Source organism: Actinomycetota bacterium (assembly GCA_041658625.1).
Lineage (GTDB): Bacteria > Actinomycetota > JAHEXW01 > JAHEXW01 > JAHEXW01 > JBAZZW01.
In genome coordinates this window covers 947,650-968,577 of sequence record JBAZZW010000001.1, presented here as the reverse complement: position 1 = coordinate 968,577, position 20,928 = coordinate 947,650, and the positions used below count along the sequence as shown (strand labels likewise).

At 57.9% G+C, this 20,928-nt stretch carries 2 protein-coding genes; both read right to left on the bottom strand.

Annotation, left to right across the window (positions count from 1 at the left end):
- Positions 1–1,309 (bottom strand): hypothetical protein (locus WC891_04840; protein ID MFA5867271.1); only part of this gene is annotated, 1,309 nt, incomplete at its 3' end.
- A 117-nt stretch (positions 1,310–1,426) separates the two neighbouring features.
- Positions 1,427–20,914: a DUF2341 domain-containing protein gene (locus tag WC891_04835; protein ID MFA5867270.1), complete on the bottom strand. Its 19,488-nt coding sequence runs from the start codon at positions 20,912–20,914 to the stop codon at positions 1,427–1,429.
- Positions 20,915–20,928: the final 14 nt, after the last annotated feature.

Genomic DNA, 20,928 nt, shown 5'->3' with positions numbered 1-20,928 from the left:
CGTCCTCGTCCGTCGAGTAGAACCTCGGGCAGGACGGGTAGCCGCCGATGTACGAGCCGGCCTGTCCCGGCATGAAGTTGTGGCAGTTGTAACACCAGTTCAGGTCGGCCGGGTTGTCGCCGCGGGGAAGAAGTCTCATCAAATATTTGTTGTTGGGCGCGCCGTGAACGGGCGTAACCTTACAGCTGGCGCAGCCGACCTCGTCCAGCGCGATGGGCCGGTGCCACTGGCAGTTCGTCCAGTGCTTGCCCCGCGACGGGTGCCCGCGCCCTGGCCCGTAATATTTCAGGTCGTGGCAGATATAGCAAAGAAGATCCTCCGTCCGCACATACCAGGTCATATTATATGTCCGCTTAGTGTAGCCCGGCTCGCCACCGGCACCGCCACTGTAGATGATCGAACCCAGCGCGTAACCAGTCCGGGTTATTATCGGTTCCTCGGTCGGGGCTCGTTTCCTTAAGATGTATTTATAGGCAGAGCCGTGCGGCCCCTTGACCGTGGTCGAGTCGCTGGCGTGGCAGTCGGTGCATTTGATGCGGGAGTCGGCATTGACGCCCGGCGTAAAGGTCTGGTTAAAATCGACATGGCTGCCGGGGACCAGCGGATCCTCGGCCCATTTCAGGTCAAACGTTCCCGGTGTCTGTCCTTTGGCGAGAACCGGGTGATATGACTGATTGATCGGATTGAACTCCGTCGCCAGGTCGGTTTCGGGCACAACGATATCCGTAGCCGGGTCGCCGGCCAGGTAGTATCTGTTTTGCGTCCAGTTGTAGGCGACGTCGTAACCGTAGGTCTGCTTGTATAAGGCAAAATTAAACGCGTAGCGCGTATGGCACTTGAAGCACAGCTCGTATTCCTTGACGACCGAGGAGACAAAGGCGAACTTGTTATCGTCGTTCAGAACCCCGTTGCCGTCGGCGTCAACGGCCAGGTTGGGATCCCAAACGGTGACCTTAACCCCGCTGACGTTGGCCTGGGTGCCGGCGCCGAAGTACGAACCCAGGGGAGAAGTCGACCGCGTCGCCGAGTGCGGATCGTGACAATCGTTGCAGTTGGCGTGGCGGCGTTCCAGGTTCTTCTGCAGCTGCTCCTGGACCGTGCCGCCCAGAGTCGGATCGTACATGTAGCTCTCCGTGTCGGAGTGCTTGCCCGCCGGCGCGAAATGTGAAAACTGCTTCTGATAATCGGTGTAAATGTTCTGGTATTCGACGCCGGAGGCGCCCGTGCTTAAGAATAGCGCGAAAACGATCGCCGCCGCGCCCGCCGTCACTATATCATATAGACGCTTCCTTTTTCTCTCCGGACTCATAAACCCTTCCTTGTAATACCTTTCCTTGTAATCGTCATACTAATTATCTCACTATCCCCGTCTCTCGTTCTTTCACATTCTGCTCTTCGCTCTTGGCTCTTAGCTCTCTGCTCTTCGCTACTTGGTCACTGATCCATCATGGCAGTGCAAGCAAGCGCCCTTATGGACCGTTCCTATGGAATCTTTATAATCCTCGTGCTGGTGAACCAGTCTTGGATTGTCGGTCGCGTGCGGATGGTGACAGGTCGTACAGGTAATCTTTGAGCGGCCTTCCTGCGAATTCCGGATATATTCAGGCAAACCGTCGTGACACGTCCCGGCGCAGTTGTTTGTCCTGATAATGCAGCCGATGCCGTGATTCGAGCTCAAGCCCGGCGTGACCTCGACATTGTTGCCGGCCAGACTTACGACTGTAACGTACTGCGTGGCGTGCGGCGAGTTGCTCGGATCGACGGTCAATTGGACACCTATGGCCAGCTCGCCCGCGGCCGCGTCGGCGACCGTGAAGTGAGTCGAATCGGTCTTGCCGGTGATTGTCGTCGTCTTCGCCGGAGCCAGATACAGGAAGTGGCCGACTCGCGGCACCGTATACTGGAACGCATCCACATAGACATTGGTGTCGGTCGCCGGATTCCCGGTTGTGGTCCCGGTGTTGACGATCCGCATTGTGTGCGTCATAGCCGGGTCAAGACTCGTCTTCTGGTATCTCAAAGCCGTGGTGTTGGGTACGCTGTCGCCGCGCAGCTGGACCGGATAGTTTAAGTTCCAGCCGCTCATATTGGTGCCCGGATCCCCGGCCAGCTGAGTATTGCCGTCGGTAATCGGCAGACTGTCGATAAAGATCTGGGCGATACCGCCTTCTGGGCCATAGGCCGGAATCCACTGAACCGAACTGCCTTGGAAGGTGAATTCTACTTGGTCTAAAGCAGCCGTGCTTGTCGCGGCCTGGCTCCCGTAGAAAGCGTCGTCCGTAATAAGCTGCCAGTTGGCCAACGGCGTGTAGGTCACCCCGGTATAGTTCTCCTGGTTGATGAAAGCGTCGCCCAGAGTATAGCCGGTCCGGTCGAAACCGTTGGCGCTGGGCGTTGTAACCATCGGAGGATATCTGACCGTGTATGGCACGACCTTGGATGAAGTGTGCATCTCAATAAGCACCCGGCCCTTCCGGTCGGCTTCCTTATGGCAGGCATTGCAGTAGTCGTTGATGGTCTTGCCCTGCGTCCTTTGATCCGACCAGTATTGTTTGATGTTAGCCGGGTTTGTGATGATCGACGTTGGATAGCCCTCGTAAGCGTGCCGGTCGGTCATGGCCCGCTGGCCGTGACAGCTGGTACACTTGATGGTCGCTTCCAGAAGCGTCAGGCCGTGTTTGCTGCCGCCGCCTTTGACGGCGTCAATCTGAATGGAACCGCTGGCGCTGACTGGGATAATATCCATGGTGTGCCTTGTGCCGCGGGTCAGTCCCGTTTTATTATAAACAAGCGTGCTATTGCCGGCGGCAAAACTAGCCAGGTTGACGCGTGTCTGATACACGCCGTCGATATAGATATCGATCTGTCCCGTGCCCGGCCCGGTGACTGCGTAGACGCTGGTAAAGTCGCTGTCAAAGTTATATGTCGCGGCCCCGGCAAACTCTTTCCGTCCGAAGATATAAGTCGGCTCCGTCGCCGCGTACTTCCGAACCCGCGTGTTATCCAGCTGGAACGCCTGGTTGTAGTTGGTAAACGCGATTTTTTGCGGGCTGTCGCCATAGTTCGAGCTCGTATAATACGTTGACGGTTGGTTCGGCGTTACGGACTGCTGGTACACGCCGCCTGACGTCGTCCGCACTTTGAACCCCAGATTCTGCCAGTTAGAGGCGTCCAAACCGTACAAGGTCTCGGTCGTATAGGCGCCTTTCTCATATACTTGCATCCTGTTCCCGCCGCCATCATAGACAGGATAGGCTGCGTAGGTCAGGTTAGTATAGCTCACTCCGGTGCCCGTGTCCTTAATGCCGACCATGTTGTAGTTGCTGCCCGTGTGCTTGTATCTGACCTCAAAAACAAACGGCCGCGCGAAATTAGTTACGCTATACATGCCGATGGTTCCCCAGTTGGTAGGACCGCCGCTGACATTAAGCACTCCGCCGCTCTCCGTGATATAGTTGCTCGCGTTGTCGACCTCGGTCCATTTGCCTGTATCGATCGTCCCGTCGTTAAAGTCGTCCCAGAAGTCGAATGTCGTCGCGCCGTTGGATGCGGCCACGGCTGACGGATTGCCGGAATACATTAAGATAGACGTACTCGTTCCGACAGCGGGAAGCCGAACATAGACGACCGCGCTCAGCGAGGTCGTATAACTCTCGATCCAGAAAGGCCTGGCCGTCAGACCGTCACTCGCGGTGAACAAGAGGTCCGAGAAATCCGTTTTCATAGAGGAGTCGTATGGGATTGTCAATTTGACTTGATAGTCGCTGAGCGCCGCCCCGGTGTTCGTTAAGGTTATAGTCTGCCGCTTTGTCCAGGCGCTGTTATACCAGTTGGCCGACGGTCCGTCGTAACGCGTGACGCTGTCGCCACCATATTGAGTACCGGGAACAGTCGTCCAGACGCCGAAGTAGTCGATAGCGCCGTGACTGTCTTCGATATAACCGTTGTACTGCCGCGAGATATTCCAGCCGTCTCGGGAATAGTTGGCGATCCCGCCGTGACATTCGTAACACATCTGTTCCTCGCCGCCACCGCTCCGGCTATAGAACTGCTGGCCGTGGTAGCCGTGACAATAGAGGCAGCCGTTGTCCGTCGCCGCCAACAAATCACCCAACGACTTGCCATTGCCTACCTGATAGAGGGGGTTCGTCTTGATTTCCTTCCACCTGTCGCGGATCTCTTGCCAGCGAGGCGAGATAGTAACCGGGTCGGCGCGTACTAAGCTCGGGCTGTCTTCGTCCATAACCTGTCCGTTCATGCCGCCCATATACTGGTTGTGGACGGAGAAGTAATACTGGTTGTGACTGCCGCCCGGCGAATCCGCGGTTGTGCCATGACAGGACAGACAGAAGGCCTCGCTTTCCACCCGGTCGTCGGGAACCGAGTATTGAGACACGTTACCGCTCTTGGAGAAGGTTCTATATTTTGTCTGTAGCATGCCTGGGTTATTGACCTTGACGATGTCGAAATCAGCCGCGGCGTTGGTAGTTCCGATTTCCAGCCAGGAACCCATATAATCGCTCGCCTCGACCATCGAAGCCGCTTGTCCGATATTGGTGTCGGAAAATACGTCGGGCCCTGGCGTAGGCGACTTGTCCACACGATAGAGGCTGCCTTTTACCAGCCTGTCCGCGTCAATGGACATCCGCAGGCGATACTGGACGCCGTCGCTGACCGAGATATTGGTCTGGGCGTAAGTCTTGCCGGCGCCATTATGCAGGGTGAGCTTTCCGTTAGCCTTGTCAATACTTAGAGTAAGCCCTCGCTTTGCGTTGGTCCCGTCTCCCGCTGCCGTAAGATATACCTCGTTACCGGAGATGAACTTAACCTCCGTTGCGAAGTAACCGCCCTTCCCTAGAATGTTGATGCCCGTCTGCCGGCGCGCGAACGCGCTGCCGGTGGTCGCCGACTGCCTCAGTTCGTTGTGGCTGACCATGGAACCGGCCGGCGAGATTCCCGTCCCCGGATCCTTTAGCGTAGGCGTAGCCGTGCTGGACCACGTGCCGCCGTTGAAGGCCCAGCTGTCCGGCGGATTGGCGTTGCTGATCCTGATATCGTCGTCGAAGTTATCATTCCAGGCATGCTCCGTGTTCAGGTGCGGATTATGGCAGTCGATGCAAGACAGAGCTCCATTCGGCCAAAGGTCGTCTTTGACGCGATGCAAGCCGGACGGCGCGTAATCGAATTCCGCTTTGGTCGGCGTATTGGAGCCGGTGCCATCGTGGCAGGTAAAGCACATGTCCGCCTCAGTCGGCTTGGTTATTTGGTTCTCGCCAAGTCCGGCGTGAGCCCGGTGGCAAAGCCCGCACTGGGGTGCCGAACTGGTAAAGGTTAAGTGAGGCAGTTCAGACGAGAAATCTTGTCTGACGCCGATCGCGACCGACGCTTCGTTGCTTTCGCTCGACGGATTGAGTGAATCATCGTAAGCGACGACTTTGTAGTAGTAGGTGGTGTTTTCAACTAAATCCTTATCATAGAACTTCGTCGTAAAGAAGGTGCCCGTAACCGAGGCTGTACCGATCAGCTTATCGGCCGTAATCACAAAGCCCGGCGCCGTGGCTCGGTAGATCCGGTATTCGGCGATCGACTGGTTGTCGGTGGACGGCATCCATGAAATAAGCGACGACAGCGTCGCGCCCGCCCTTGATACGGTTAAACCGCTCGGCGTCGTTGGCGGCTGCGTGTCGTAGACGACTGAAATGGTACTGGCGGGGGAAACGTTGCCCGCATAATCAACAGCCCGCACGTAGTAACGCACCGACGCGTTGGCGGTGAAATTGGTGTCGATCGCGTTACAGGCGTGGAATTTCCGGAAGGTCTGGTCGACGCCGTCAATATTCTTTGTCGTCGTATCAGGCTCGGCGTCGACAATGGTCGCGCCGTCCGGATACTTGACGCCGTCGGTCACCGGCGTCGTGCTCGAATTGCGATAGACGATATAGTAGTCGACGCCGCTCCCCGGATCCTTAACCGGTGTCCAGGACAGGAGAATGCCGCCCCGTCCCTTATCGGGCATCGCCCTGACACGCGGTGATGGCGGCGGGTCGTTGTCGACCGTCATGTATGAGTAGTTGGATTCCTGCATATTGCCGGCTTTGTCATATGTCCTTGCCTGGATGCCGTGCCAGCCGGCCGGCAACGTCTCAGCCTTGGTCCAACAGGTCGGCAGAGCGAAATCGGCGGTCAATGTCCGGTCCGCCGACAATGTATAAGGCCCGTTACCTGTCCAGGTGCCGCCGACAACGTTGGTAACTCCCTGGTTTGTGCAGGTGGTATTGAGCTTGAGTATCGTGTTCGCCTTCAAGACCGACCTGCCCGATAGCGACAATGTCCCGGTCAGTACCCTATTGGCCGTAGTGGTGTAATCCGCCGCCAGAGCGTATGGTCCGGTGCCCGTCCAGCTGCTGCCCGCCCACGCGTTCGCGTCGTTTATGTTGGTGCAGGTCGTTCCGACCCTCATTATCGTGCCTAACCTGATTGTCGAACCGGCGACGATGGTCGGAGTATTGGATACGGTCACCGGCTGCCACGGGCCGATGGTCGGTGTAAAGCTGTCCACGTTCTGGATGACGCGCACTTCAACCCTGTCGATGCCGCTAGCGACGCCGTTGACCAGGTCATCGACGGCCGTTCCTTGAACGGTGATCACGCTGCCTGTCAAGAAGCTCATGTTAACCGGGTAGGTTACCGAACAAGCCGGGTTATTGCGGTCGATCATAACCGGGTAGACGGACGTTGTGCTGCTCCGCCCTACGCGGTCGAACGTTTTGGCCCTGATTGAGTAATTGCCGTCGGCTCCCTGCACAGACAGATAATCAATATCGAAATCGACGCCCGAGGTCTCCGTCGGATCGAACCTTAGCTGGTAAATCGTGCCGGCCCAGAACCCGGTCGTCGGCCAAAATAAGCTGTAGTCTTGTATCAACGTCTCCGAACCGCCGTCCGGTTTGGCATATATCTGGCCGGTCCCCATGTTTATCCGATATTCAACCCACTGGCCGGCGTATTGAAGCGGCCAGTTTACTTGACGGCGAGATTCAGATCCGAAATAGGATGGGCCGGAACCGGTCGCGACGCCCCACTCGCTTTCCTGTGTTCGCGGCACCTGCTCGCCAAGCGGTAGATTGATGCCGGAAACGGTTGTGTAAGACGTGTAGTACGGGAAGGTGTACTTCCAGTAGAGCCGGGCGATGCCTGAAGCGTTGGAAACCTTCATCCTAAGTTTGAGGATCTTGACCTCGTTGCCGTTGATCGTCAGCTTGGCCGGAGTCTTGATAAAGCCGTCGGTGCCGCTGGTCTGCCCGCTAAGTATGCTGTTGTTTACCTTGACGTTGGTAATTTGTTGCTGTGGCGTCCAGTTCTCGGAGTCGCCGTCCGTTTGCCAGTCGTACAACGGCGTTTGGGTCGGCGCGGTCCAGGTGCCCAGATTGCCGGCCACGACCGCGCTTGTCCCCGAGTAAACCGGCAGCCAGTCCTCGGCACCGGCGCCGTAGCTGTAGTCCAAGACATAATGGTCGAAGTTGGTATCGTTCGATGTCCCGTTGACCAGCTGATCGCTCGTAAAAGCGCCGCTCGCGACAGGGCTGGAAATGGCGGTCGTCGGATCGGTGTTGTCGGTATTATAGGTTTTTGTGCCTTCGGCGCTTAGCTTACCAGCCCGGTCTGTCGCTCGCGCTTTAAATGTATGTGGCGTATCGCCCAAACCGTTGGTGACCCAATCGTAACTCCAGTTGATGGTCCCGCCGACGTCGAAACCGTCGATATCGATCCGCTTCCCGGTCGAGGCGGGATTGGTCGTGCCCTGAACTGTAACCGTCATCGTGTGGCTGGCGACGGTAAGGTCCGTCTGGGTGAATACGATCTGCTGGTAGGTTTCGGAGGCCGCGTACATGTCTACAGTCACAGCCGCGCCGCCGTCTATCGAGACGCTGGCGACGCCGCGGTTCGGCCCTCTCGTGCCGATCAGGTTGACCGAGGTTCCGGTGAAACTGAAAGTAACTGAGTCGTTCGGCGTCGAGGAATACTTAAGTGATCCGTCGGAAGGCTCGATCCCCGTCGCGGTCGTCCAGGCGCCTGTATACAACGCTGCGCTCGGGGCCTGCGGCGACATCGCCCAACGGTCCACGACAAACTCGCCGGCGCCCCATGTTGTGGCGTTGGCCACCGAGTCGATATCAATCCTGATTTTCCTGACGGCGCTGACGTCGGGTCTGGCTCCCGGATTGGGATTATTCCACCAGCTCGGCGCGTTACTGACGTCTAATATCAGCAAGTTCCAGCCGACCGATAGGCTGGACGGGGCGTAATTGCGATAGTTGCTCCAGGCATTGTTGACGTCCAACGCCCAGAATTGTATCTGCGACGCCTTGGCCATCGCGGCCGCGTCCCGGACATATAGCCACAGACTCAGGTATTTGTTGGTCAGATTAAGCGAGGCCGGCAGAATCAGCTCATAGGGCACGTCGCTCACGGTCGTGTTTGTTTTCATCAGGTTCATGGCTCCGGAGCCTTCGAGATATGTTGTCGAGTTGACGCTGACGGGGTTCCCGTTCCAACCGGAGAATCCGTCATAGGTCTTGGCGTTCTCGCACCCGTCGACCATGGTCGTCTCGCGCCACGAGCCCTCTTCGCCCGTCCGGCTGCTGCCGACCGCGATCTGCCAGTTGCCCGCGTCTATCTGTGTCTCGAGTTTGCCGACCGAGGACCGGCTGTCGGTCGCCGTTCCCTTAACCGTCCTCATATTCGTGATATAGGCGTTAGCCGCCGGATCGTCGATCGTGACCGTCGGCGCGGCGTTGTCTACGCTGACGACAACGGCCTTTCGTTGCGTCCGCGCGTCGCTATAGTCGCCGGGCGTATCGGTAACCGAAAGCCGCAGGGTATATAGTCCGTCGCTTATCCCCGTGGTGTCCCAGGTGAGCAGCGGCGTGTGCCAGATGGTAACGTCCAGCAACGTCGCGCCGTTCCCGTAGAAGTTGGTCCTGTATTGTATGTAACGCTTGCCTTGCTGGCCGGCCGGAATGATAGTTCCGCCGTTATAATTGCTGGCCGAACTCCAGGCCGTCCAGGTGCCGTCGGGCGTAGCTACGTCGCCGGCGCGCGTCTGCAAGGTTATGTTGGCGCCTTTCGGCACGTTCTCGGTCCATGACAGCATCTGCCAGTTGGTCGCCGCGCCCCCGTCAAACACGACGGATGTTAGCGTACCCGTCGATTGATAGCTCTCGGCTGTGCCGAACGACGCTGTCGGCGGCGTGGTCGCGTATTTGTTGACGTATACCCAATCCCAGCTGGCGGACATAGGCTCTGTAGCGGACGAGTTATCGTACCTGGTGCCAAGCGTTACCTTCTCCCCGGCCGTCGCGTTGGTGATGACTTCGCTGCGCACCGTTGTCGGCGCGGTCGGGTCGGCCAAACTGTACATATAGTATTTCAACCGGAACTGGCTGCGTCCTTCGATAGACGTTTTGTACCAGGTGTCTTCTGATAATATGCCGCCCAGGCTGATCCAGGTGCCGTCGTTCCAGTAATACTGGGCTGAACTTCTTGTGTTCGGGACCGCGTTGACGTCATAGGAGGTGTAGAACATCAAGCCGAAACCGTTTGAGGTGGACGAATAAAACCCGTTCAACATGAGCCCGTTCGGCGGGCCGTAGGTTACCTTGGTTTTGTTATTAACGACGATCGGATAGTTGAAACTCTGAACCGACTGCATTCGGCCGGACGTCGAAACCTCTTTCAAGAGACTCTTCTGGCCTGCTTGCAGGAAGCCTTGCGTTCCGCCCAGGCTCCACTTGTTGAGGTCGATCTTGGACGGATTGACAACCGTACAACCCGAAGCGTGAGCGACGCTCAAGCCCGGCGCCACAAGCACGACCGCGTTATCGGTTACCGACTGCACCTTAACGGACTGCGGAGCGTGCGGCCAACCTTCCGAGTCGAATAGCAGCCAGTCGCCGGCCGATATTTGGGCCTTGACCGCGTCGGCCACTGTAACGTGCGTAGCGTCGGCATAAGACAGGAGGGTCGTCGTCGGTCCTGTAAAGTCGTCGAACAGTTCAAAAACGCCTTCGGGATTTTGGGCCGTGGCCGCGCCCGCGTTACCGTAGTACATATAAATCGTCTTGCCGCCGTTCGGAACGTTCGGGATTTTTACCCAGACCGTCGCTTGCGCCGTCGGTGACGTGCGCGTCGCCTCGATCCAGTAATTAAGCTGAGTCTGCCCTTCGCTGTCGGTAAACCTCAGGTCCGAATAATCGGCCTTCATCGGGCTCGTGTTGACCACGGTCATCTGAACCTGGAAATTCGTTTGCGCGGCGCCGGTATTCGCTACGGTGATCGGTTTGCGCGTGCTCCAGGCGGGCGCCAGCCATTTGATATTGCTGTTCCCTAGCTGCGCGTAGCCACCGCTTGAGGAATACGTATAGACATTGGCGTCTTTCAAGTTCCATTGCGTTGTCGTAGTGGCGAACGGGACCGTGCCGATGTTTTGTGTACCGCTCCAATCCGTTTGGGTGTTTTTCTGGCTCGACACGGTGCCCGCCTGATTTGAACCGATTTGCGTCCACGGACCGCCGTACAACTCGTCGTGCCGGCCGGCTGCGTACTCCAGATGATAGCCGCCGAAGGTCGCCCCGTCGGCCAAGCCCATGACCGGACAGGTTCCCGAAATATGGGTATTGACCGCCGGCTGATAGACTTTCGCCTCGACATTCGAGGTCGTGAAGTTCCAGTTGTAGTTGGCGGCCATCGGTTTGCCCGCTCGGCTCTTGATAGCGGTGGTTAGTGTGCCGGTGTAGATGGTGTTACGGCTAAGCGGCAACGTCGGGATGAAGGTCGCGTAAGTCGCCGCGCCCTGGTCCTGATAAACCAGTGAATGAGCGGCCGACGGCGTCAGATAGAAGTTCGGATCGACGACGGTCGGCGCGTATAGGAATCCGTCGAAGTAAGCGGTGACGGTCACCGAAGGATTGACGTTGGTCGCTCCCGTGGCGGGGACCGTCGAGGTGATCGTCGGCGCCTTGTTGTCGATATATATCAGTTTCTCCGGCGTGGACAGAGTCGTGTTGCCGGCTTTGTCGGTGACGCGGACCCGCACCGAAAAGGCGTGGGCATCCCTTGTATTGTCGGCTACCAGGGAGAAGGTATTCCAGTTCTTGCCGAAATCGCCGGTCGAGTTGGCGGTCCCGGTTATGTCGCTCGCGTCGCTTGCTTTAAGCGTCGTCCACGTGCCCGCGTCGTCCCGCTTCTGCTCGATAACCCAGCTCATCATATTGGTGTCCGTCGCCGTGCCGACGAGGTCGACGTTATTGCCCGCTATGAACCCGGTGTCGTTCCCGTCCAGGTTCAACAGGTTGTTCAGCGCCGCCACCGGATACTGTGTGTCGATATAGACCGGATCGGACGTCGCTACGCTTACGTTGCCGGCGTTGTCCGTAACCGTCAGCCTCAGCCTGTACTGGCCGTCGGACAGGCCTGTTATCGGCCAAGTTTCCAAGAGATCGCCGCCCCCGCTGTAAGTGACCGAGATGTCGTCTAACGAAGGCGCCGTAGTCCCGCCGGGTCCGGTAAAGACAACCTGATACTGGATGTACCTCCGGCCGTCCGGGCTCTGAATGGTGTAGTTCGGGCCGGCCCCGGTAACCGCCTGCCACGAGCTCCACGTGTCCGGACTGTAGGTTCTGGTCGTGCCGGTCCTGGTGTTGATGACGATACTGCCGCTGCCCGAGAACGTCCTGGCCAGCGTATCCCAATTTACGTTTGAACCGGCGTCGAAGACGCCCGAGGTGAATGTGCCGGCTGTGCCGAACGAGCTGGCCGCGTTATATCTAAAGACCATCGCGCCGGTCTTTAGGCTGCCCATCCAGACCTTCTGGTTGACCGGATCGTACTGGCCGGTCACCATATACATCGATTGGTTTATGTACCACTGGTTCAAGACTTCGCCAGCTGACGTGCCGTTAAAGCCGGTGCCGATGCGCGTCACCCTGGCCGTGTCGTAGCCGTAAAGCCCGTAGCCGCGCGGCGAACTCCAATTGCCTTCGCCTGCCCACTCCACGGCGTACAGATAACAGCCGTCGGCAACCAAGCCGATCGTGTCGTATGAAGACATCCCTTCTTCCAGTGCCGTCGTGAAGTCACCGATCTTCTTCCAGCCGTCGCGCGGGTCAAATGTTTTGACGCGCCAGTTCGTCCCGGAGCGGCCGATACTGTAGACGTAGCGGCCGTCGGTCGTCACCAGGAAGTCGGTTGTCCAGGTTGTTAAGTCCGTGCCCGCCGACCGGGAGACGAGTTTCTCGTTGGTCGCCTGGCAGATCGAAGTCTTGGTCCAGGTGGTACCGTTGGTTGACGTGGCGAAGCCGATGCCGTTCCATCTATAACCGTCATTACCTGAATACCAAAGTTTATAGTCGGTCGCGCTTTCCCTGATTACACTGGGAGCATAGGCGTGATAATTGTCCCAGGCGCCCCCGCCGGGATAGTTCAGGACCTGAGTACGGCCGCCCCAGATGGTCGCATTGGCGGACGTCGCGTAACCGATCGTCGTATGCGTGCCGTCATGGCCCGTGTACCACATCTTGTAAGTCGAGCCGTCTTTCAAGACGGTCGGGATGTAAACGTGTGATTGCTCGAAACCGGTTCCTTGTTTGTCCATAACCCGGCCTTGTTTTGTCCAGGAGACGCCGTCGGTCGAGGTCGCGTAACAGATGCTCCAGTAGGTGCCGTTATGACCCGAGTACCACATTTTGTAATCAGTCGGTCCTTCGATAAGAACCGTCGGCAGACTGGCGTGGCTGCTGTCCGGATCGCCCGTCGTTCCGATTGTTAGCACGGGATTGGCCGCGTGGCGCGTCCAAGTTACGCCGTCGGTCGAGGTCGCGTAGCCGGTCTTCCACCTATAACCGTCGTGGCCCGAATACCACATCTTGTAGGTCGCGCCGTCTTTCGTGACAGTCGGATAGGCGACGTGCAGGCTGTCCCAGGAGCCGCCTAAACCGAGGTTGAAGACAGGGTTGGCCGGTGATTTTTCCCAGGTTATGCCGTCAGAGGAAATCGCGTAGCCGATCCGCCAGCTTACTCCGTCGTTACCCGAGTACCACATCTTGTAGGTCGCGCCGTCCTTGATGATCGCGCCGCCGACGATACCCTTGCTATCCCAGGCGTTACCGGCGCCCAACGGCAGAGCCGCTCGCCCTGAACCCAACCCGATCTGGTCGATCTTGCCGTAATCCGAGTTGCCTTCCTGAACGTTCTGACGCTGGATCATCGTTCCGTCGTTGGTCAGGCCGTTATAGACATATCCGTCGAGATAAAAAGCGGTGATCGTATTCGGCTCGATCCCGCCGGGCAATTCACCGTAGTTGGTGCCGGCGGTCGTGCCGCCGTACCCGGTTCCGATCTTGTTGAACACCACCGCGCCGTCATAGGTGCTATATCGTTTGACATAAACGTATTTGCCGTCGGATGCGACGACGCCGGCGCCCGGCGTCATATTGCCGGCCGCGGTGAATGTCGGGGTCGTTGCGCTGCCGCCTTCTTGCGTAACCAGAGCCGGATAATTGCTGGTCGGCACCTGACGCGTAATCTTAACGCTATCATTCCCGACAGTCGCGCCGGACGTGCCACCCGCGTTGAATTCGGCGTCGGTCGTCTGCGTCCAGGTCCGTGAGGGATTGCTGGGTTGCGACGTACGGGTCGATCCTATCTGTGTCCAACCGAGATCGCCGTTCTTCTGGAATTCCAGTTTGCGGTCTTTGAAATTGGTATCCGTGGCTGTTCCGGTCACGCCTATAAACGGAGCGGCGATAAAGTTATTCGGCTCAGGCGTTTGAGGGAACGCGACGGCGGCGGCCGGGGCTTCGTTGTCACCCGTCACCGTGATACTGCCATAAGGCGTGTTCTCCACGGCGCCGGCCTTGTCGGTGGCCCGGGATTCGATCGTATAAGTCGATCCGGCGGCGAATATGTTCATCGAACCGCCGGCGTTATAAGTCCAGGTTGACGTCTCGCTGCCGCGGCTGACGGTGGTTACCCAGGTGTTGGAGTTCGTCGTCCAGCCGGAGCCGTTCCAGTAGTCGGTCGTTCCTCGTTTGATCCTTAGGTCGACCGCGCCTATGCCGGGGAAGGTGTCGGCAGCGGTTCCTGAAATACTGTTGGCCGCTTTTACGTAAGCGCCGTTGGCCGGATAGGTGATAACGGAAGTCGGTTTCGTCGTATTCTCCACGGTCACCGTCACCCGCGATTCCAGAACGTTATCAGTTGACCATCTGACGCCCAGATCGGGGTCGTTCGATATGCTTGTCAAGAGGCGTATCGTATATAATCCATCGCTGACCCCGGACGTATTCCATTTAATGAGCTCGTCGTCGTATATCCATATATCGCTTATGCTCGGTGTTCTGGTGCCGGTCGAATCCGAATACAGGTTGAAACGGTACTGAATATAACGGTTCGGCGACAATCCGCTCGGTATGATATCGCCCCAATTTACGCTACGCGGATAACTCCAGTCAGACCATCCGCCGTCATCCGGAGTCGTATCGGAACCGGTTCTTATTTGAACCGTGACGTCGGTGCCGGCCGGCAAGGTTTCGCCCCAAGCCATCATACCCCAGGTCGTCGAGCTCGTACCCGAATCGAAGACGGATGACGTCAAGCTGGCGGTCGTCTCAAACGGATTGTCGTCGGCGATGGTCGCCGTCGGCTCAACCGGAGCGTAATTCCGCGCGAACAACTGCCCCGGGAAGTTAGTCGTGTTGACGACCTTCCAGGCCTGCCCCGGCACCATAATGCCCATCTGGGCAAGCTGCGGACTGGCCGCGTTGTTCTGACGATATTCCAACCAGACCGGCGTATTCGCCGTCAACGCGTAGAAGGCGGAGTGGTCGTCGATCTGGGTCGCTTGCCCGTGATTTCCGTACCAGCCGATCAAGGTGGTGTGCATATCTGCGTCCTCGGTGTTCTTCAAGACCTCGGAAGCCGCGTCGGAGTTGGTGCCCCATTTGTAGTTGCCGCCTATCGCCGGTACGAACATGAACTTATACTGCGATGTGTAGTTGGCGCTGCCTCCGTAGGGGTTTGTCGTTTGGTCGACGCGGTCGACATAGCCGCTGCCGAAGATCCCGTATCCGTTCTGATTCAAGTACGGGAAGAAATTGTCGAATTCAGTATGGTTGGCCGGTCTATAAGGAGAGAACGTCGGCGTACCGAAGGTCTTAAGGTAAATCTGGTTGTTCAGGAACGTGTTGGCGACACTACTGGCCGATGCGGCGGCCGCGTTGCCGTAATACAAGTATATATAGGTCGGATTCACCGCGGCGATACTGGGCACTTCGACCCAAACGGTAGCCGACACGCTCGCCGTGTAGCTCTCGATCCAGTAATCGATCAACGTAAACTTATTCGCCGTCGTGAATCGCAGATCGGAGAAGTCCGTCTTCATATCCGCGGTCCACGGTACAGTCAGCTTAACCTGGTAGTTAGACAGCCAACCTCCGTTCCAGCCCGTGTTCCTATTTGTTATCGTTATCTTTTTTCTGGCCGCCCAGTCCTTGTCATACCACGGTCCCGCGTTTTCGTTCTGGCGGATGCGGACGGAACCCGGTGCCGTCGTCGTGTCTATGTTCGCGCCTGAGAAATATTTCTTATAGGTGTCGGTGCCTGTTGTTACCTCGGGATTAGCGCCGCCGCTAAGACCATCCGACCAGTCAGTCTGCATGAAGATACCGTCGGTTACAGGCGCGGCCGCTCCGTTTTCGTTGCCGCCGATCGTGGTCCAGATGCCGGGCGACGAGCCCGACCCGTATTGCAGTTTGTAGAACTTGGCGTCGGCGCCGTCGGCCAGACCGTGGATAGGCAGATTGTCGTATACCTTGCTGTTGGCGGTGGGCATGTCTATCTGCGAACGGACGTCGCTTACATAGAAATACCATACATAAGACGAAGTCATGGCGTTGCCGGCTTTATCCAGTACGCCTGTGGTAACCGTCATCCGGTACTTCTTGGTCGGCGCCAGGTTGGTTGTCGGTATTACGTTCGCGGTCTTGGTACCGGTATCGTACGTCGCCGACAACAGGCTCACGCTCGACCAGTTCGTCAAACCGGGATCGGCCATTTCCAGGGTGAAGTTGCTGACGTTCGTGACGGTCGAGACCAGCATGTCGTCGCTGAATGTCGCGCGGAGCGGCGTATTCGGCGGAACCAAAGGAGCCGGGGTATTCGGGTTCGGATCGTTGCCCGGCACCGTTGCCGTGACCGTCGGCGGCGTCCCGTCGACCTTGACCGTGTAGGCCGCGCTCTCGACGACGCTGCCGGCCACGTCCGCTATCTGGAACTTTACCTTATTCAAAGTCGGAGAATCCTGGTTGAACGGAATATTGGCGGCCGTAATCGTTTCCACGTTCTGGCTGCCGTTACTGCCCGTGCAGCCGGCCGCCAGCCAGGCGCTCCAGTTGGTGCCGCCGTTTGTTGAGTAAGCGTATTTCGCCGCCGTGACCTGCAACCCTGATATAGCGCTAGGCACCGCGATGTCGTCTTGAATGGTTATGGTGCAGCTCGGCGTCTGGGTCTGGGCCCAGCCGTCGTAAGTCGCCGGATAGCTGAAGCTCTGCCAGTTATACGGCGGATACGGGTCGTACCAGAACTCCAGCGAAGTGTCGGTAAACGAGTGATGGGCGGTCGGTTGCGATAATTTTCCGACCAGAGTTCGGTCGGCGACGTTGGTGCGATCGCCCAGCAGAGCGTAAGGACTGGCGGTGCTCCATGACCCACCCAAGGCGGTGACGTCGGCCGCGTTATCGCTCTCTGACCCAAGCCTGAGGAGCTGGCTGGCCTTTATGACCGAGCCGGCCGCGAAATTGACGACGCTCTCGATATTCGTGTTGACCGCGACGGTTAGGTCCGCTGCCAGCGTGTACGGTCCGGCGCCGGTCCAGGTTCCGCCCAGCCTGTTTCTGTCATTCGCACTTAAAATGGTCGTCCCGGTCTTTAGTAGGGTGCCGCTACGCAATATATACGGTTCCAGATAGCCCTGGTGGTTGTTCGTATACATGTTGTCGTAACCGCGCACGTAGAGGACGCGCTTGCCTACGCCGGGAATCTGAGTTGTGCCGGTGGTCCCGCCGCTGACGGACATGGTTTCCCAGTTGCTGGCGGGATCGCCTTCCCAGGCCCAGCGGAAACCGCGCGGGCCGGACGCGCTGTCGGTCAGCCAAATCTGGACCGGAATAATGGTGTTATACCAGGTTTTTGGCGCGACGGTACCGCTGTTCTGATTGATAACCGGAGCGGCGTTATCCTGTCGGGAGTTGACCGACACGCCCCAGGCTGAAATATTTCCGGCGTAATCCCTGCTCTGCGCGCGATAGTAGTAAATCTGATTGTCAACCATGTTGGTGAACAAATTGTAGAAAGCGTTGTAGTAATACGGGTTTCCGAGATACGTCGAATTGTAGAACCAAGGAATCGTTATGAGGCCGATTGTAAAGCCGGCGTCCGTCGCCCGCTGAACCTGGTAGGTACAGGCGGCGTTGTCCTGGTTATTGTCGGTAACCAAAGGCCCGTAAACGGTATTCGTCGTGCCGTGGGTATAGGTAGATTCGGGCGTCATCCCGGGGACCGGGGGTCCCTGAGCGTCGACCTTAATATCGGTATAATGCCATGTCTCCGTGTTCTTGGCGACATCCTTGGCGTAGTACCATAGACGGTACCGGCCGTTCGGCATCGGCTGGGTCGTTCCGGTGGCAAAAACGCCGTTGCCGTCGGCGCTGCCGGTCGGCGCGTTGATATTAACCGGACTCGCTCCATAGGACAACTGCGTCGTGTTGTAGGCAGGGACCGTCCCGACCGATGTCGTCGTCCAGACGTACCTTACGGCGCCGCCGTTCATGCCGGAACCGGGCGATGTATCTGTCGCCGTTATGGATAAGGAAGGCGCCGACCCCATGAACCAGCTGTTCATTCCGTTCGGCGTCTGGGTCACGGAAGAGGTTGGCTTATCCGGATCGAATAGGCCGCTGACGGTCGCCCACGCGCTTTCCTGCCCCGTCGGTTTAACCGCGTCGAACGATCTGGCGCGCACCGTTATGTTGGTGTTGCGAGGCAGCGCCGCCGCGTCCGGAACAGTATATTCCCAGTTCATTGTCAGCGGAAGATGAAGGTACGTGTCCCCCACCGGCGAAGGCAGCGCCCCTATCGTCCTGTCGGCCGACAAGGTCGATCCCGTCCACGTGCCTCCGATGGCGTTCCTGTCAAACTGGCTTGTGCAAGTCGAACCGGTCTTGATAACCGAAGTAGTCTTTAGTAAAGAACCGCCGGCGATGGTCGCCGTGCTCGACAAGGTGATATCGGCGGTCAGTGTCCGGTCGGCGGTCAGCGTGTAAGGTCCAAGACCGGTCCAGGTGCCTCCGATCGCGTTTCGATCTGTCATGCTCAGGCAGGTAGTGCCGGCCTTGATCACGCAGTTTATCCTGAGGATCGTACCGGCGGCGGCTGTTAGGGTTCCCGTGCCGGCGATAGTCGTAGCCTGCGGCCAGGTCGTCGGCTGGGTAGCCACCCAGGCGGTGCCGTTCCAGTAGTTGTTGGTGTCCAACCGTTGAACCAGGGTCTCAACCTTGGTGAGTCCTGATGAACCATCGGCGGCGGTCCCCCAGATGGTCTTGGCGTACCAACCTCCGATGGGGCTGTCGATGCCGACCGTCGGCGGCGTGTTGTCCACGTGGACAAAGATGCGGTTCATATTTGACGCTTGATCGGCTGTCGGATACGACGAGAAGTCGAGGTTTCTGTTGCCGGCTTTGTCTATGGACGTCAAGCGGAGCGTATAGTCGCCTTCCGCTAAAGCCGAGATATCCCAAGCGCCCAAAGCCCCGGCGGTTACCTCGCCGGTTCCGCCGGCGTGACCGGTCGCGAAGGTCAGTCTCGTGGTGTTCCAACCGGTCTCGTCGCCGAAGAGCTTATGCCCGCTCGCCCATTCCAAAACGTAATGGTCAAACAGTTTGACACCAGTGACCGGCGCGGCTACGTCGTAGGCGTCACCGGTCAGACTGACCGAAGAAGTCGCCCCGTTATTCCAGCCGACCGGAACCGCCGGGCTGGAATAATTCGTCCTCGGTTTGGTGTTGTCGACGTAGACCGGAACCGTTGAAACCGCGCTCAGATTGCCGGCGCTGTCTAAAGCCCGTCCCCGGAAGCTATAGGACTGACCGGCGGAGAAAGTCGTATCCCAAGTCGCGTACCACTTTGAATAGTTAACGCCGCCGCGGCCTGAATCATTGAAAGCGACTTCTGTGTAATCGCCCGTTCCCTCCTCGAAAATAGCGACGCTGTTCATACTGGTCGGGTGACCCGCGCCCGTAGTGGCGTTGGAGTCGCCTTCCACCCGGTAGTTATTGTTGGCGCAATATTCATTGGCTATGGGCTTAGTCACGTCGCACGTCGGAATGGTCGTGTCCACGTTCTGGTTGACGTTGCCGAATTCGGTGCCATGTCCCCAGTTGTTTAACGCGTTCTGTCCGTGCACATAGTATACGTACAGGTCTTCCGTCAAAGCGCGGATGGTCGCGCTGCTTAAGAAGTAAGTAACATACTCCGTATCCGAGTTAAACACCCCGTCCTTGGCCGACATGGCGGTGCCGGAACCATCGGCCCCGATCGCTCCTCGGAACCATTCCGCCGCCTTGATGTTGATAAGATCCGGGTCAGCGATCAAGGTTTCAAGACGAACTCCGTTTATGACGGTGTGATTGCCCGCTAAGCTGATCATGGCGTTGCCGGCTGTAGGATAATCGACTTGATCATCGAACTCGACGTACAGACCGGCACCGTCGATGCCCCAGAACATTATGGACATCGGATCGACTTGCGGCGTCTTGGGATTCTCAACCAGATATGGATTGGCTAGGAAAATATTGGCCGGAGCCTTGTCTTCCGATCCGGCCGAGGCGAAGTTGACGACCGCGCTGGCGATATGGGTGAGCCCTTTGTCCTGGAACGGCAGCTCGACGACAGCTCGACGCCCGGCCAGCTCAGGCGTTGTCCTGATGTTGACCTGGATCTCGTAGTTAGCGGTAGCGAATTCGGCTTTCTTGCCCCGCTTGAGGATGACTTGCTTTTTGACTTCCTTGACCGACTTAACTGACGCGTCCAACGTCGCCCCGGTGTTGTCGCTGACCTTCGGCGTCAACCACTTGGCGACCGTCGCCTCTTCGCCCTGGCCGGAAATCCGGCGTGAATTCGTCAAGGAATCGCGCGCCTGACCGACTAGCTTCACCCTAAAGGTTACGACGTTGTTGACCGGCTCAGCCGTAGCGCCGCCCGGTTTGGACTCCGGCGCTTTTAACGTCAAGACGTTTGTTTCGGTCGGCATATATTTCACGATGCCCGGTTTGGCCGGAACTTCCGCGTTGACTGTTGTCGTAGAACGCAGAATGTAGGAAGCCGCGGCCGCGTTATCCGTGTTCGCCGACCCGTGGTAATCGGCCTCCATCGTATAGGTATTGCCCGGTTGGTTGTCTACCCAGCCCAGGACCGTTACCGGCACGACGTAAACGCCGGTGCCTTGGCCGCCACTGTTCAGAATCTCTTTGACCGCCGCTTTATCAACGGAGAGCCTGGCGTTGCCGCCGCCTTCCAGTTTCAAACCGTCGCTAGGTATGTCGAACTGGCCGCCGGAGTTGCCGTAAGCACGGCCGGCGACGGGGTTCCCTTGCTGGTCGATCAAGGCAATCTTCGCGTTGAACTGCTTGTTCAAATAGACGGTCGTCGGCGCGTCAACGTGCACATACTGAACGGCGCCGGCCGCCGCTTCGCCCTTGGCGGACCGCGAGAACATGTCCGTGCCGCTGACAAGATAGACGGCCAGCAGGCCCAACAGTAATCCTATGAACTTGATCGGCCTCGTCCTAGCCAGTTGTACCAAAAGGTCTCACCATC